The following is a 14,968-nucleotide window of genomic DNA, read 5'->3' on the forward strand; positions in this document are numbered from 1 at the left end:
TTAGCATTCACGCAGATACGTGAGTGAATCCTGGTAAGCCTGGGCCGCATCGTCGGCGCGGACACGGCACTCATACACCACGTAGCCCTGATAGTTGTCCGCACGAAGCTGCCCGAACAACGTGGCAAAATCCAGCGTCCCGCTGCCAGGCTGATAGCGATGGTTATCGGCGATATGCACATGACCCAGCAGATCCCGGTTGCGATGCAGCGCCTCTGTTAGCGAATCTTCTTCGATATTCATGTGGTAAAAGTCGCCGATGATCTGCACATGTCTGAGCGCGTTTTCTTCGATATAGCGACGCGCATCCGCGAGCGTGTTGATCATGTGATCCTGGTAGCGGTTGAGCGGCTCAAGGTAAACGGTGGTCCCGGTACGCGCCGCCACCTCATCCAGATAACGCAGCGAAGCACTCACCGCTTCGCGGTCACCCGCCAGGCTGCGTGGAGAGGTCATCGGCGGCAAGCGGAAGGTAAACATTCCCCAGGCGGCGGGCACAATAATCCCCTTTCCACCCACTTCAGCCAGCGCTTCCAGGATGCGTTCGATCTGTTTTAATCCGTTCAGACGACGTTCTTCAATGAAGTCACCAATCCAGCCGTCATATCCCCCGCAGGCGGTGGTCACCGGCAGGCCCGTGGCGGTGATTGCGGCTTTCACTTCATCGAGATTATCCACCAGCAGTTTGCCGTCAATTTCATAGCCATCAAAACCCATCGCTTTGATGTACTGGAATTTCTTCAGAATAGAAGTCGGGAAAAAGGCCTGGTTTTGCGTTGCGATTTTCATTGATGCTCTCCTTAGCTTAAAAAGTGACGCCCATCTTGATGCTCAGTTCCGGATGCTGATCGACATACTTCATGTAGCTCTCAGCGCTGGTGGTAAAGGTGACAACCGGGTCAATCAGATCTTCGCAGTTCAGATAACCGTTCATCAGCAGTTCCCAGCAGGTCTCTTCAATACGCTTTCGGCTCCAGCGCGGGTAATCCGGGTTGGGTTCGCTGCAGGCGCGCGAGAAAACGATTTTCGCGTTATTGAAGTGGGCTTCACGCCCCAGATTGAACCCTTCTGCGAACGGTTTCGCGAAAGCCACGTAGGAGATCGTTCCACCGTAGGCGAGCCCGCGCAGCGCAGACTGCAATGCATCGGCAAAACCGCTGGTTTCGATAATCACGTCAGCGCCCTGCTTTCCCGTCAGTTTTTTAAACTCCAGACCGACATCGGTGCCAAACGGATTGAGGCAGTAATCGGCCCCGTGACGGCGGGCAATTTCGCAGCGATGCGCGATAGGATCGACACCGATGACGATGGATGCACCGGCTTTTTTCGCCAGCTGAATCGCAATCTGCCCAATGGCACCCAGTCCGACCACAACGACAAAATCCCCCACCCGCACGTTAGCATCACGCACGCCGCTCATGGCGAACTGCGCAGGGTCGTAACAGACGGCATTTTTCCAGGAAGACCCTTGCGGCATTTTGCGCAGCTTGTAGTTATTAACGGCATTCACGATGACCGTCTCCTGCAGCGGCCCATAGCAGCAGACACGGTCGCCCGTCTGGTACTCCGTCACGTCATCGCCGCATTCGATAATGTCGCCAACGATCATGTTGCCCAGCTGGAACTTACCAAACTCAATGCCCCGCGCCGCGCCCTCTTCACGCGGGGTAAACATCTGCCACTCCGCGTTAAACTCCTCATCAATGAAGGGACTTGCCGCACGGAAATCTACCACTTCGGTGCCGTGTTTTGGCGCGCCGAAGCGCGCACGAATTTTCACTTCATGGACGGCAACAGGACGATCTTCATATTCCACCAGCGCCGCTACACGAGGCGCTGTCGCAACTAACTTTTTCATGACTGACTCCTAGTTAAAACTGGCCGCCTCAGCCCTTAACGCCACCGGCGGTCAAACCACTTTTGATAAAACGTTCAGACAGCGCGTACATGATGACCACCGGAAGCGCCGTTACCAGCGATGCCGCCATCATCCGACCCCAGATATAATCTGGCGTGCTAAAGAGCGTGTTCAGCCCAACCGGCAAGGTGAAATTGCTGGCGCTGGACAGGAAAATGGATGCAAACAGGTAGTCGTTCCATGCCACCATGAAGCAGTAGACGAACACCGACACGAGGCCGGAAATCGCCAGCGGAACGGTAATGCGGAAGATAATTTGCAGGCGGTTAAGCCCGTCCATCATCGCGGCTTCTTCTATTTCATCCGGAATGGTGTCGAAATAGCTGCGCAGCATAAAGACGGCTGTCGGCAGCGTCTGGGTCACCATGGTGATAATCAGCGCCAGCTCCGTGTCATAGATCCCCAGCGCGGTGATGATTTTGAATAGCGGCACCACCAGCAAAATCCCCGAGAACATATAGACGGTGTAAAAACTCGCATTGATTGTCGTGCGTCCTTTAAAACGCAGTTTGGATAACGCGTAAGCCCCCAGCGTGCCGAGAAAAACGGCAATTACCGACGAGGTCAGCGAGACCACCATGCTGTTTCTGAAGTAATCCACAAACGGGAAAATCAGCGGATTAAAGATGTCGATGTAATGCTGCAGCGTCCACGCCTGCGGCAGGATGGTCGGATGGAGCGATATCGCCTCTTTCGCGCTCTTAAGCGAGGTCATTAACATCACAAAGAACGGGAACAGCGTGATGATCAGAAACACCGCCAGCCCCAGATAAAAACCGAGACGGCCCAGTACGCGTTTATTTGTTGCCATTGAGGTTTACCCTTTTTCTGGTCAGCAGAATGACGGCGAAGATGATCACGAACAGCACCACGGAGATGGCAGCGGCTTTCCCGAGGTCATTGAAGGCAAATGCGGTCTTGTAGAGATAGACGCCCAAAATATCGACCTTGGTGGTCAGGAGATAAACATCAGCGAACATATAGAACATCCAGATGGTTCGCAGTGTAATCGCCGTGGCCAGCACCGGCATAATGGCGGGCAGTGTGACGATACGAAAACGCTGCCAGGCATTTGCCCCATCCATTTCCGCGGCTTCGTACAGCGACTTATCAATGGTCTGCAATATCGCGAGGAACGAGATAAACGCGTAGGGGAAGTAACGCCAGATGGCGAACAGCACCACCAGCACAAAACTGCTGCCCGGGTTGTCGAACCACAGCGGCGCCTGGTCATAAAGGTGCAACAGATCGACACCCAGATAGTTCACAATGCCGTAGCCGTTGTTGAACATGTATTTCCATGCAAACACCAGCGAGATGGATGGTGTGACGTAGGACAAAATCACCAGTGAACGCGCCGTTTTCCGCAGGCGAAATTCCCGGTTAAAAAAGAGGGCAACGGCCAGCCCCAGCGCCGTGCTGCCCATCACCACCAGGGCGGTGTACCAGAACGTCATCCACAGGGAGTGCCAGAATGCGCCATCGCTGAGGATACGAACATAGTTATCCAGCCCGACAAACACGGCGCTAATGCGCGGGTTAAGCGGCAAACGTAAAAAGCTGATTTCAATATTGGAAATCATCGGCCAGGCCACCAGGCCCCCCAGCAAAATCAGGCTGGGGGCCAACAGCAGCATGGCGAAAGGCATATCTGAACGACCAGAAAACAACGTCTTCATAATTTCCTTCCGCAGAGCGCTCCTATCGTTGTGAAATCAGGTCAGTCAGTCGCTTCTGGCTTTTGCTTAACGTTGCACTGAGATCCTGTTGACCTACTGTGACGTTATGCACCATGGAACTGATGATGCCGGACCCCGTTACATCACCCATGCGGGTAAAGTTTTTGTCGCCCACGGCGCCAAATACCTGCACATTCGGGAACTGGGCGATAAGCTCATAGGGAAGTTGACCAAACGCTTTAATGACCTCGTTGTCTTTCCAGGAGTCCGTGCCGACGACCAGTTTGTTCACCGGCAGCGCGGCCCCCGGGGACATCATCACCCAGTCAGACGCGTTCTGTGCCTGCTCCATCCAGGTGACAAACTTCTGTGCAGCCTGGGTTTCATCTTCTGTTTGACCGGAGGTGATCGTCAGCGATGTGACCATGCCGTAGACCGCTGAAGACGTTTCAGTCGGAACGACAAAGCCCAGGTTGGCTGGGTTGCCGTCTTTATAGACCGCCGGCAGGATATAGGTGGAATACACCGCCATCGGTGCCGAACCATTCATAAAGGCATCTTTAATCTCCATGACATCGTTCGAGCCCGGCATGGTGGTCGCGGCCAGTGCTTTATAGAACGCCAGCGCGTTCACCATTTCCGGGGTATCGATGTTGATTTTCCCGTTGGCGTCAAAAACGTTCGCGCCACCGGAAAGCGCAAACTGAGAAAACGCCTGCTCGGTCATCACGCTTTCTGCCGTGGGTAGCGCAATGCCATAGCGTTTTTTAGCCGGATCGCTGAGGCGTTGGCTGGCTTTCAGCAGCTGTTCCCAGTTATGCGGCTCCTCAATACCCGCCGCAGCAAGCACATCTTTGTGATACCAGACGCCAGACAGCCAGGCGCTGATTGGCACCCCCGTCCAGGCTGAGCCGTCTTCCGTGCGAACGACACGTAAAATTCCGTCATAGAAGGTGTTTTCGCCCACCGCTTTGATGGCGGCGTTGATCGCATCCCGGTCCAGCAGCTGCTCTTTATCCATGACTTTTGCGTAGTCATGGCTGACCTCAATGACCTCAGGCAGCGCACCGGTGCGGGCCAACGTAATCACTTTGGTGTTGTAGGCATCCTCTTCTACCGGTACCTGTTTCACCGTAATCGTCGGGTTCTCTTTCTCGAATTTTTCAATCAGTTTTGTAATTACCGCCTGACGCTCCTGTTCAACTGAGGAGTGCATAAACTCAATGGTGACAGCAGAGGGTTTGTCATCCTTACAGCCTGACAACAAGGCGCACGAAACCAGTGCTGATATCAGCACAATTTTGGGCATATTCATGTTTAAGGTCCTTTTTTAGTTTTCTTTAATCCACAACACCTGCCATGGATTAAGGGTCAGAGTCGTACCAGTAATATCTTTCCCGGCGATCAATTCCCTGCCGGATGGAATATTCGACTCAAGCGTTTGAATGCGATCGCTGAAATTAAATAACGCGGTAACTTTTTCGCCACTTTGCGCAATACGCATTATTTTTAATACATGCTCGCCTGCCGTAATAAAACAAGCCTGACTGTCAGGGTGGAATGCTTTTTCTGCACGCCTCAGGGAGATTAATTCACGCAATCTATAATAGACTTTCTGCCGCAGGCTATTTTCGTTCTCAAGCTCACTGTCGATTGCACCGGCGAGGTATTTTTTGCGGTTAATCGCACGGTTATATCCCAGGCGATCCACGCCCTCATAATCATTACGCGAGCCAAGAATACTTTGAATATAGACGGCAGGCACACCGGGGAAACTCAGGAGTACAGCATGAGCCAGAATAAACCGGGCAATACGGTGATTGTCATCGCAGTCCCTTGTGCTTAACGCATCAAGATAAGTGACATTGATTTCATACGGGCTTCGCGTTCCATCCGGATTGTTTTTCCAGTTGACCAGCGCCCCCTCGGCCTGAAGTTTCTCAACCAGCGAGAGGATCTCAGACTCGGGTAAAATTCCGCGTAACGGATTGAGGCCAATCCCATCATGCGAGGCCAAAAAGTTAAACCAGGTGGTTTTCGTGGAAGGAAGCGTCAACGACGACGCCCACTGACACAGCGCCCGGACATCCTGACGGTGTACCGCATGCAGCACAAGCGGCGGCAAGGAGAACTGATACACCATCTGCGCTTCATTGTTGCCGTCACCAAAGTAGGCAACGTTGTCTTTATGCGGGACATTGGTCTCTGTGATAATCACCGTCCCCGGCGCGACAGCCTCGGTAATGGCACGGAAAAGCTGGATAAGCTGGTGGGTTTGTTCCAGATGGATACAGCTCGTTCCGGGTATCTTCCACATAAACCCAACAGCATCCAGACGAATGTAGCGCGCCCCTTCAGTCAGGTAGTGCAGCAGCACGTCTACCATCGCAATCAGAACCTGAGGAGAGGCAAAATTGAGATCGACCTGGTCGCTGCTGAAGGTGGTCCACAGGTGGCGTACGCTGCCATCGTGAAGCGTAAACGGCGTGAGGAGGGGCAAAGCACGCGGTCGCGTGACGGCCGACAGATCCGTTTCAGGGTCAACAGAAATGAAGAAATCGTTATACCCCGGCATTTGCTTAAGGTAATTCGCGAACCATTGACTTTGCGCCGACATGTGATTGCAGACGAAATCAAACATCAAACTGGCTGATTGTTTTAATTCGGCGATGTCCTGCCACGTTCCTGTTTCTGGTGCAACTTCGTGGTAATCAATAACAGAAAAACCGTCGTCAGAAGACCACGGGTAAAAAGGTAAAAGATGAACATGTGAAAAGGAGTGAGAGAGCCACTTATTATAAAACCGTGTGAAAACCGGCAGGGCTTTCTCCCCTTCTGCCGAAAACTGATCGGCATACGTAATCAGGACAACATCTTTTTCATCCCACCCCACCTTACGCTTATCTGTAATAACAGAAATCGCGTTATCAATCTTTTCCAGCAACACCGAAAAATGGGTATCGGAAAATGATTCCCCGTAAACAAGATTAATGATTTCTTTAATTTTAGCCTGCATTTTATTTTCCATGGTAGCGGTCCCACGGAACGCAATCTACTCCCATGAAAAATATCTGTCAACGGACCGGGACGCAGAAAACGCAATTGCAAAGCAGCTCAACGCAGTATTGTGAGCTGCCGCAAAGAAAGAAAGGGAAAGCGAAGAAGTATCGCTAGCCTGCCCCGAAAACGAGAAAGGCTAACGTACGCAGGAATTATTGGGGAAAGTAGCGGCGTGAAAGCCGTTTTGCCACTTTTTGCAGCAGAGGTTCGAGCGCCACAGCCAGCAACATTCTTACCGGCTTGCGGGCAACAGATTTTATCGCCCAACCCGCCACACCTGCCGGGCCGAAACGTAATGCCGTCAGCAGGACCAGTTTACCTGCGATTTTCAGGCCGGGTTTTACCTTCTGACCGGCCTGTTGCCAGTTTTGCTTCATGTATATTCTCTCTTAAAGCTGACGAAAACGGCTTCTCAGCGTGAAGGTGTCAGACGTGACATAGCGCTCCATCTCACGTAACCGCTTCTCCCCAGCGGCGAGTTGATCGTCAACCGCGTTGAGAAGATCGTTGCTGGTCGGTGCGCCTTCTGCGGCCAGTTCACCTTCCGGCATCGGGTCGAGTACAAACGACAGCACGATGTACGCCACCAGGGTGATAAACGCCAGACCGAAGAAGATCGACAGCACCGTTACCACGCGAACCAGTTTGACCGGGACATCAAGATAATGGGCCAGTCCCGCACAGACGCCGCGTACCATTCCCTGCTGCGGAATGCGCCACAATTTTTTGTTCAGATTCAGTCCGGCCATTAACGGTCCCTCCAGTTTGGATGTTCTGCATCGAGGATATCTTCCAGCGCCTGAATGCGTTCGCGCATTTTATTCGCCTGTTCGGTCAGCTGTACGAGACGCTGTTGTTCACTCTGGGAAAGTTCACCACGTGAAGAACGGTTGCTGTAGTGCAGCCATAACCAAATCGGCAGAACAAACAGCACGAAAATGGTCAGGGGAATAGCCAGAAAAAGCGCGCTCATGTGTACTCCTTGTCTTACGATGCGTGGCGGCACACTCAGGTGCCGCACAAATTATTATTGGTTGTCTTGCTTCATTTTGGCTTTCAGCGCAGCAAGTTGCTCGCTGATTTCATCGTCCGCTTTCAGGTCAGCGAACTGCTGATCCAGTGACTTCTGTTTACCAATGCTGTGACTTTCCGCTTCCGCTTCCATATGGTCGATACGGCGTTCAAACGACTCAAAACGTGCCATTGCTTCATCCAGCTTACCGCTATCCAGCTGGCGACGTACATCGCGGGATGAGCTTGCCGCCTGGTGGCGCAATGCCAGCGCCTGCTGACGCGCACGCGTTTCGTTCAGTTTGTTCTCAAGCTCACCAATCTCTTTCTTCATACGCGAAAGCGTATCATCGACCAGTGTGACTTCATGCTCGAGCGTCGCGACCATGTCTGCCAGCTTCTGTTTTTCAATCAGCGCGGCACGGGCCAGGTCTTCTTTATCTTTACGCAGCGCAAGTTCTGCTTTTTCCTGCCATTCGTTAAGCTGAGCGGTCGCCTGCTCAATGCGGCGCGTTAACTGTTTTTTCTCAGCCAGCGCACGGGCGGAGGTAGAACGCACTTCAACCAGCGTATCTTCCATTTCCTGAATCATCAGGCGCACCAGCTTCTGCGGATCTTCCGCTTTCTCAAGCAGTGAGTTGATATTGGCGTTCACGATGTCGGCGAAACGAGAAAAAATACCCATAATGTGATCCTCATAGTTCTGTTATCGGGCGATGCCCTGCTACATAACTAATACAAATACCGTGCCAAGTTTTTATCTTGTTGATTTTACTTGATGTGGTTGATTTCCAGGCATCGGCACACTATGCTCACCTGGTGAATATCACTAAGGAGTGGTTAATTTCATCATGGCTGGATACAAAGACAATTTACTCGGCGAAGCCAACAGTTTTCTGGAAGTCCTCGAACAGGTCTCCCGTCTCGCGCCGCTCAACAAGCCGGTGCTTATTATCGGTGAGCGCGGCACGGGTAAGGAACTGATTGCTAACCGTCTACATTATTTATCCGGACGCTGGGATGGCCCCTTCATTTCTCTTAACTGCGCGGCGTTGAATGAAAATCTGCTCGACACGGAGCTTTTCGGTCATGAAGCCGGTGCTTTTACCGGTGCCCAAAAACGCCATCCGGGTCGTTTTGAACGCGCCGACGGCGGCACGCTGTTTCTTGATGAACTGGCCACCGCGCCCATGCTGGTACAGGAAAAGCTGCTGCGCGTGATTGAGTATGGCGAGCTGGAGCGCGTCGGCGGTAGCCAGCCGTTGCAGGTCAACGTGCGTCTGGTGTGCGCGACCAATGCCAACCTCCCGCAAATGGTGGCAGAGGATAAATTCCGTGCCGACCTGCTCGACCGGCTGGCCTTTGACGTCGTTCAGCTCCCGCCGCTGCGCGAGCGAAGAAGCGACATCATGCTGCTGGCAGAGCAGTTTGCGATTCAGATGTGTCGCGAGCTCGGCCTGCCGCTTTTTCCGGGGTTCAGCGAGTATGCAAAGGAGACACTCCTCGCTTACCACTGGCCGGGAAATATCCGTGAGTTAAAAAACGTCGTGGAGCGTTCTGTCTATCGCCACGGCAGCAGTGAGACCGAGCTGGATAACATTATTCTTGATCCTTTTCAGCGTAGCCCGCAGCCAGCTTCCGCCCCGCCCATGTCCGGGGCTTCCCCTGCCCTTTCCCTGGATTTGCGGCAGTTCCAGCATGAACAGGAACAACAGCTGCTTGAGCAGAGCCTGAAGGTGGCGAAATATAACCAGAAACGGGCGGCTGAACTCCTGGGTCTGACCTACCATCAATTAAGGGCATTGCTCAAAAAGCATCAAATGCGCTGACAATATCAGCACTTACCCGCAGACATTTTTACGAAGCAGGCGTAAGTGCGATACACTTTGCAGATCGAACCTAAAAACCTTAAAAATTATGCGTCTGGTTTTATCGTCCTTCTTTGCACTTGGTCTGTTCAGCAGCCTGGCGTTTGCTGCGCCCGAACCCGCTACGCAACCTGATATTCGCGACAGCGGCTTCGTCTATTGCGTAAGCGGTCAGGTTGATACATTTAACCCGCAAAAAGCGGGCAGCGGCCTGATTGTGGATACCCTTGCCGCGCAACTCTATGACCGTCTGCTTGATGTGGATCCCTACACCTACCGTCTGGTGCCAGAGCTTGCCGAAAGCTGGGAAGTCCTGGATAACGGCGCGACCTACCGTTTCCACCTGCGCGATGATGTCGCATTTCAGCACACGCCATGGTTTACCCCAACGCGCAAACTGAACGCGGATGACGTGGTCTTTACGTTCCAGCGTATCTTTAACCGTAATCACCCGTGGCATAACGTTAACGGCAGTAACTTCCCCTACTTCGACAGCCTGCAGTTTGCCGATACCGTTAAAAGCGTTCGCAAGCTGGATAACCGCACGGTGGAGTTTTCGCTGAAGCGCCCGGATGCCTCTTTCCTCTGGCACCTGGCCACCCACTATGCGTCCGTTATGTCTGCTGAATACGCCGCGAACCTGAGCAAAATCGATCGTCAGGAGTTAATCGACCGTCAGCCAGTCGGCACCGGTCCGTTCCAGCTGGCCGAATATCGCTCCGGACAATATATCCGCCTGCAGCGCCATGCGCATTTCTGGCGCGGCACGCCGCTGATGCCACAGGTAGTGGTCGATCTTGGCTCTGGCGGGACGGGGCGTTTATCAAAACTGCTGACCGGGGAGTGCGACGTGCTGGCGTGGCCTGCTGCCAGCCAGCTCACCATTTTGCGCGACGATCCGCGTTTGCGCCTGACGTTACGCCCCGGCATGAACATCGCCTATCTGGCGTTTAATACCGATAAGCCGCCACTGAACAACCCTGCCGTACGCCACGCGCTGGCGCTGGCCATTAACAACCAGCGTCTGATGCAGTCGATCTATTACGGTACGGCAGAAACCGCCGCCTCTATTTTGCCGCGAGCCTCGTGGGCCTATGACAGTGAAGCTAAAATTACGGAATACAACCCGGCAAAAGCGCGTGAACAGCTGAAAGCGCTGGGGGCAGAAAACCTGACGCTGCAACTCTGGGTACCGACCAGTTCTCAGGCCTGGAACCCAAGCCCGCTGAAGACCGCCGAGCTGTTGCAGGCAGATATGGCGCAGGTGGGGGTGAAAGTGATCATCGTGCCGGTTGAGGGTCGTTTCCAGGAGGCGCGCCTGATGGACATGAACCATGATTTAACCCTGACAGGCTGGGCGACCGACAGTAATGACCCGGACAGCTTCTTCCGTCCGTTGCTGAGCTGTGCGGCGATTAACTCCCAGACCAACTACGCCCACTGGTGCAACCGGGAATTTGACGGCGTGCTGCAAAAAGCGCTGGCGTCCCAACAGCTGGCGTCACGCATAGACGCCTATGATGAAGCGCAGAAGATCCTTGCCGAAGAGCTGCCCGTGCTGCCGCTGGCCTCGTCCCTGCGCCTGCAGGCCTATCGCTATGATATTAAAGGCCTGGTGTTGAGTCCGTTCGGCAACGCCTCCTTCGCCGGCGTGTCTCGCGAAAAAGAACAAGAGGTGAAAAAACCATGATCATTTTTACCTTGCGCCGCCTTCTGCTGCTGTTGGTGACGCTCTTTTTCCTGACCTTTGTTGGTTTCAGTCTGAGCTATTTCACCCCGCACGCCCCGCTTCAGGGGTCGTCGCTGTGGGATGCGTGGCTCTTCTGGTTTAACGGTCTGCTGCACTGGGATTTCGGTGTTTCAAGCATCAACGGGCAGCTCATCTCTGAGCAGCTGAAAGAGGTTTTCCCGGCGACAATGGAGCTGTGCATTCTGGCGTTCGGTTTTGCCTTAATGGTTGGTATTCCGGTAGGGATGCTGGCAGGGATTTATCGCAACAAATGGCAGGATAAATTTATCAGCGCCCTCGCCCTGCTCGGCTTCTCGATCCCGATCTTCTGGCTGGCGCTGCTGCTGACGCTTTTCTTCTCCCTCAACCTGGGCTGGCTGCCGGTTTCTGGCCGTTTTGACCTGTTGTATACGGTAAAAACGGTGACCGGGTTTGCTATCGTTGACGCCTGGCTGTCTGATTCAGCCTGGCGACATGAGATGATCGTCAGCGCCGTACGCCATATGGTCTTGCCGGTACTGACGCTGGCGGTGGCACCGACAACCGAAGTGATCCGCCTGATGCGCCTGAGTACCATCGAGGTGTTCGATCAGAACTATGTCAAAGCGGCCGCCACGCGCGGCTTATCGCGCCTGACTATCTTGCGCCGTAATGTGCTGCATAATGCCCTGCCGCCTGTGATCCCGCGACTGGGGCTCCAGTTTTCCACCATGCTCACCCTGGCGATGATTACCGAAATGGTCTTCAGCTGGCCGGGGCTGGGACGATGGTTGATCAATGCTATCCGCCAGCAGGACTACGCCGCCATTTCGGCGGGCGTCATGGTGATTGGCTCTCTGGTGATTATTGTTAACGTGATTTCCGATATTTTGGGTGCTATGGCCAACCCGTTGAAGCATAAGGAATGGTATGCCCTACGATAACGTATACAGTGAAAAGCGCACGCCCGGTGCGCTGCGTACCGTGTGGCGTAAATTCTATGGTGACACCACGGCAATGATTGGCCTTTATGGCTTCGCCGGGCTGGTGTTGCTCTGCGTTTTTGGCTCCTGGTTTGCGCCCTATGGTATTGATCAGCAGTTCCTTGGCTATCAGCTGCTGCCCCCATCCTGGTCGCGCTACGGTGAGGTCTCTTTCTTCCTCGGTACGGACGACCTCGGGCGTGACGTATTGAGCCGCCTGTTGAGCGGTGCGGCGCCGACGGTCGGCGGTGCATTTGTGGTGACGTTTGCTGCCACCATCTGCGGTCTGGCGCTCGGCATCTTTGCCGGGTCGACGCATGGCCTGCGCTCGGCGGCACTGAACCACATTCTCGACACCCTGCTCTCTATTCCGTCCCTGCTGCTGGCCATCATTGTGGTGGCGTTTGTCGGGCCACACCTGTCGCATGCCATGTTCGCGGTCTGGCTGGCGATCCTGCCCCGCATCGTGCGTTCGGTATACAGCATGGTGCATGACGAGCTGGAAAAAGAGTATGTCGTCGCAGCTCGCCTGGACGGTGCAACAACCTTAAACATCCTTTGGTTTGCCGTACTGCCGAACATCGCTGCCGGGCTGGTCACGGAGATCACCCGCGCCCTGTCGATGGCGATTCTGGACATCGCGGCGCTTGGTTTTCTCGATCTCGGCGCGCAGCTGCCGTCGCCTGAATGGGGCGCGATGCTCGGTGACGCGCTCGAGCTTATCTACGTTGCGCCGTGGACGGTCATGTTACCGGGCGCAGCCATTATGGTGAGTGTGCTGCTTGTCAACCTGCTGGGCGATGGTATTCGCCGTGCAATTAATGCGGGGGTGCAATAATGCCGCTTCTTGATATTCGCAACCTGACCATCGAGTTCAAAACCGGTGAAGGCTGGGTGAAAGCCGTCGATCGCATCAGTATCACCCTTGCTGAGGGTGAAATTCGCGGGCTGGTGGGTGAATCCGGTTCAGGGAAAAGCCTGATCGCCAAAGCCATCTGTGGTGTGGCGAAGGATAACTGGCGCGTCACCGCTGACCGTATGCGTTTTGATGATATCGACCTGCAACGCCTCTCTCCTCGCGAGCGTCGCAAGCTGGTCGGCCATAACGTATCAATGATTTTCCAGGAGCCGCAATCCTGTCTTGACCCGTCCGAGCGCGTGGGCAAACAGCTGATGCAGAACATTCCCGGATGGACCTATAAAGGCCGCTGGTGGCAACGGTTTGGCTGGCGTAAGCGTCGTGCTATTGAGCTGTTGCACCGCGTCGGGATCAAAGATCATAAAGATGCCATGCGCAGTTTTCCGTACGAACTGACCGACGGTGAGTGTCAGAAAGTGATGATTGCCATCGCGCTGGCCAATCAGCCGCGTCTGCTGATTGCGGATGAACCGACCAACGCGATGGAACCGACCACGCAGGCGCAGATTTTCCGCCTGCTGACGCGTCTGAACCAGAACAACAACACCACCATTTTGTTAATCAGTCACGACCTGCAAATGCTCAGCAAATGGGCTGATAAGATTGATGTGATGTACTGCGGGCAGACGGTCGAAACCGCCCCGAGTGAAGACCTCATCACCGCGCCGCATCATCCGTATACGCAGGCGCTGATCCGCGCCATTCCAGATTTTGGCAGCGCCATGCCGCACAAGAGTCGCCTGAACACCCTGCCCGGGGCTATCCCGCTGCTGGAGTCCTTGCCGATTGGCTGTCGTCTGGGGCCGCGGTGCCCGTATGCGCAGCGTAAATGTATTGAGACGCCACGTCTGACAGGGGCTAAAAATCATCTATATGCCTGTCATTTCCCGCTGAACATGGAGAGAGAGTGAAATGGTCGAAACCTTACTGGAAGTCCGTAACCTGAGTAAGACCTTTCGCTACCGTACCGGACTGTTCCATCGTCAGACCGTTGAAGCCGTGAAGCCGCTCAGCTTTACCCTGCGCGAAAAACAGACGCTGGCAATCATCGGTGAGAACGGTTCCGGTAAATCCACGCTGGCGAAGATGCTGGCAGGCATGGTTGAACCTTCCGGCGGCGAAGTGCTGATAGATGACCATCCGCTGGAATTCGGCGATTACTCTTTCCGCAGCCAGCGTATCCGTATGATCTTCCAGGATCCGTCGACATCGCTCAACCCGCGTCAGCGTATTTCGCAAATCCTCGATTTTCCGCTGCGTCTGAATACCGATCTCGAGCCAGAAGCGCGACGCAAACGCGTTTTTGAAACCCTGCGGATGGTTGGGCTGCTGCCCGATCACGAGAGCTATTACCCGCACATGCTCGCCCCCGGCCAGAAACAGCGTCTTGGGCTCGCGCGTGCGCTGATATTGCGCCCGAAAGTGATCATCGCCGACGAAGCGCTCGCCTCGCTGGATATGTCGATGCGATCGCAGTTAATTAACCTGATGCTCGAATTACAGGAAAAACAGGGTATCTCGTATATCTACGTGACCCAACATCTGGGGATGATGAAACATATCAGCGACCAGGTGATGGTCATGCATCAGGGTGAGGTTGTTGAACGTGGCAGTACCGCAGATGTTATGGCCTCTCCGCTTCATGAACTGACTAAGCGATTGATTGCCGGCCATTTCGGTGAAGCATTAACCGCGGATGCGTGGAGAAAAGATCGCTAGCGCGTTGGTGCAAGGGGCAGATTAACAACGCTCACCACGCGCGAAATCCTCGCGGCGTTCTAGCGCCCCTTATCCGACAAAAAAACCCCCGGCACACCCGTTC

At 54.2% G+C, this 14,968-nt stretch carries 16 protein-coding genes; 6 read left to right on the forward strand and 10 right to left on the reverse strand.

All coding sequences use genetic code 11. The features are described 5' to 3' along the window. The 10 genes from ycjR to pspA form a co-directional block, all read right to left on the reverse strand. Positions 1-789 (reverse strand): 3-dehydro-D-guloside 4-epimerase, encoded by a 789-nt coding sequence (gene ycjR, locus AC2FAP_RS06840; RefSeq protein WP_449541680.1) that lies wholly within the window; start codon positions 787-789, stop codon positions 1-3. Positions 790-805: 16 nt separating this feature from the next. Continuing rightward, positions 806-1,858 carry a D-guloside 3-dehydrogenase gene (gene ycjQ / locus AC2FAP_RS06845; RefSeq protein WP_485452891.1) on the reverse strand — a complete coding sequence of 351 codons (1,053 nt, stop codon included), beginning with the start codon at positions 1,856-1,858 and terminating at the stop codon, positions 806-808. Positions 1,859-1,886: 28 nt separating this feature from the next. Further along, complete coding sequence (locus AC2FAP_RS06850) at positions 1,887-2,729, reverse strand: carbohydrate ABC transporter permease (RefSeq protein ID WP_025204015.1); 843 nt, start codon at positions 2,727-2,729, stop codon at positions 1,887-1,889. After that, positions 2,716-3,597: a carbohydrate ABC transporter permease gene (locus AC2FAP_RS06855; protein WP_020882459.1), complete on the reverse strand. Its 882-nt coding sequence runs from the start codon at positions 3,595-3,597 to the stop codon at positions 2,716-2,718. The genes AC2FAP_RS06850 and AC2FAP_RS06855 overlap by 14 nt, the downstream gene beginning before the upstream one ends. A 22-nt stretch (positions 3,598-3,619) precedes the next feature. Then, entirely contained in the window at positions 3,620-4,912 is a 1,293-nt protein-coding gene (locus AC2FAP_RS06860; RefSeq protein WP_342863310.1) for an ABC transporter substrate-binding protein, read from the reverse strand. Positions 4,913-4,927: 15 nt separating this feature from the next. Next, positions 4,928-6,625 carry a sugar phosphorylase gene (locus tag AC2FAP_RS06865; protein WP_485452892.1) on the reverse strand — a complete coding sequence of 566 codons (1,698 nt, stop codon included), beginning with the start codon at positions 6,623-6,625 and terminating at the stop codon, positions 4,928-4,930. A 184-nt stretch (positions 6,626-6,809) separates the two neighbouring features. Beyond that, positions 6,810-7,034, reverse strand: a complete 225-nt coding sequence (gene pspD, locus AC2FAP_RS06870; protein WP_014170342.1) for a phage shock protein PspD — start codon at positions 7,032-7,034, stop codon at positions 6,810-6,812. A 12-nt stretch (positions 7,035-7,046) separates the two neighbouring features. Next, positions 7,047-7,406, reverse strand: coding sequence for an envelope stress response membrane protein PspC (gene pspC, locus AC2FAP_RS06875; RefSeq protein WP_014170343.1), 360 nt, complete (start codon positions 7,404-7,406; stop codon positions 7,047-7,049). Next, the gene (gene pspB, locus AC2FAP_RS06880; protein ID WP_025204011.1) at positions 7,406-7,630 is read right to left on the reverse strand and encodes an envelope stress response membrane protein PspB; all 225 of its coding nucleotides are present in this window, start codon (positions 7,628-7,630) and stop codon (positions 7,406-7,408) included. The genes pspC and pspB overlap by 1 nt, the downstream gene beginning before the upstream one ends. A gap of 54 nt (positions 7,631-7,684) precedes the next feature. Further along, positions 7,685-8,353, reverse strand: coding sequence for a phage shock protein PspA (gene pspA, locus AC2FAP_RS06885; protein WP_014170345.1), 669 nt, complete (start codon positions 8,351-8,353; stop codon positions 7,685-7,687). Positions 8,354-8,519: 166 nt separating this feature from the next. Here pspA and pspF point away from each other — a divergent pair, with 166 nt between their 5' ends. The 6 genes from pspF to sapF all read left to right on the forward strand — a co-directional run bounded on the left by pspF (position 8,520) and on the right by sapF (position 14,865). Further along, a complete protein-coding gene (pspF, locus tag AC2FAP_RS06890) occupies positions 8,520-9,497 on the forward strand; it encodes a phage shock protein operon transcriptional activator (RefSeq protein WP_485452893.1) in 978 nt (325 codons plus the stop codon). Between the two features lie 88 nt (positions 9,498-9,585). After that, positions 9,586-11,226 carry an ABC transporter substrate-binding protein SapA gene (sapA, locus tag AC2FAP_RS06895; RefSeq protein WP_020882454.1) on the forward strand — a complete coding sequence of 547 codons (1,641 nt, stop codon included), beginning with the start codon at positions 9,586-9,588 and terminating at the stop codon, positions 11,224-11,226. Next, positions 11,223-12,188 (forward strand): putrescine export ABC transporter permease SapB, encoded by a 966-nt coding sequence (gene sapB / locus AC2FAP_RS06900; RefSeq protein WP_014170348.1) that lies wholly within the window; start codon positions 11,223-11,225, stop codon positions 12,186-12,188. The genes sapA and sapB overlap by 4 nt, the downstream gene beginning before the upstream one ends. Next, entirely contained in the window at positions 12,175-13,065 is an 891-nt protein-coding gene (gene sapC / locus AC2FAP_RS06905; protein ID WP_014170349.1) for a putrescine export ABC transporter permease SapC, read from the forward strand. Before sapB ends, sapC begins: the two co-directional genes overlap by 14 nt. Further along, complete coding sequence (gene sapD, locus AC2FAP_RS06910) at positions 13,065-14,057, forward strand: putrescine export ABC transporter ATP-binding protein SapD (protein WP_014170350.1); 993 nt, start codon at positions 13,065-13,067, stop codon at positions 14,055-14,057. Before sapC ends, sapD begins: the two co-directional genes overlap by 1 nt. A gap of 1 nt (position 14,058) precedes the next feature. Further along, positions 14,059-14,865, forward strand: a complete 807-nt coding sequence (gene sapF, locus AC2FAP_RS06915; protein ID WP_014170351.1) for a putrescine export ABC transporter ATP-binding protein SapF — start codon at positions 14,059-14,061, stop codon at positions 14,863-14,865. Positions 14,866-14,968: the final 103 nt, after the last annotated feature.

Source organism: Enterobacter cloacae complex sp. 394I7, from assembly GCF_057320345.1.

What these genes read in the sequence shown, in the direction of transcription:
- AC2FAP_RS06850 (WP_025204015.1), bottom strand. Translation starts at nt 2,729, where the DNA reads ATGGCAACAAATAAACGCGTACTGGGCCGTCTCGGTTTTTATCTGGGG.
- sapD (WP_014170350.1), top strand. Translation starts at nt 13,065, where the DNA reads ATGCCGCTTCTTGATATTCGCAACCTGACCATCGAGTTCAAAACCGGT.
- pspF (WP_485452893.1), top strand. Translation starts at nt 8,520, where the DNA reads ATGGCTGGATACAAAGACAATTTACTCGGCGAAGCCAACAGTTTTCTG.
- sapF (WP_014170351.1), top strand. Translation starts at nt 14,059, where the DNA reads ATGGTCGAAACCTTACTGGAAGTCCGTAACCTGAGTAAGACCTTTCGC.
- ycjR (WP_449541680.1), bottom strand. Translation starts at nt 789, where the DNA reads ATGAAAATCGCAACGCAAAACCAGGCCTTTTTCCCGACTTCTATTCTG.
- AC2FAP_RS06860 (WP_342863310.1), bottom strand. Translation starts at nt 4,912, where the DNA reads ATGAATATGCCCAAAATTGTGCTGATATCAGCACTGGTTTCGTGCGCC.
- sapC (WP_014170349.1), top strand. Translation starts at nt 12,175, where the DNA reads ATGCCCTACGATAACGTATACAGTGAAAAGCGCACGCCCGGTGCGCTG.
- pspB (WP_025204011.1), bottom strand. Translation starts at nt 7,630, where the DNA reads ATGAGCGCGCTTTTTCTGGCTATTCCCCTGACCATTTTCGTGCTGTTT.
- pspC (WP_014170343.1), bottom strand. Translation starts at nt 7,406, where the DNA reads ATGGCCGGACTGAATCTGAACAAAAAATTGTGGCGCATTCCGCAGCAG.
- pspA (WP_014170345.1), bottom strand. Translation starts at nt 8,353, where the DNA reads ATGGGTATTTTTTCTCGTTTCGCCGACATCGTGAACGCCAATATCAAC.
- pspD (WP_014170342.1), bottom strand. Translation starts at nt 7,034, where the DNA reads ATGAAGCAAAACTGGCAACAGGCCGGTCAGAAGGTAAAACCCGGCCTG.
- ycjQ (WP_485452891.1), bottom strand. Translation starts at nt 1,858, where the DNA reads ATGAAAAAGTTAGTTGCGACAGCGCCTCGTGTAGCGGCGCTGGTGGAA.
- sapB (WP_014170348.1), top strand. Translation starts at nt 11,223, where the DNA reads ATGATCATTTTTACCTTGCGCCGCCTTCTGCTGCTGTTGGTGACGCTC.
- sapA (WP_020882454.1), top strand. Translation starts at nt 9,586, where the DNA reads ATGCGTCTGGTTTTATCGTCCTTCTTTGCACTTGGTCTGTTCAGCAGC.
- AC2FAP_RS06865 (WP_485452892.1), bottom strand. Translation starts at nt 6,625, where the DNA reads ATGGAAAATAAAATGCAGGCTAAAATTAAAGAAATCATTAATCTTGTT.
- AC2FAP_RS06855 (WP_020882459.1), bottom strand. Translation starts at nt 3,597, where the DNA reads ATGAAGACGTTGTTTTCTGGTCGTTCAGATATGCCTTTCGCCATGCTG.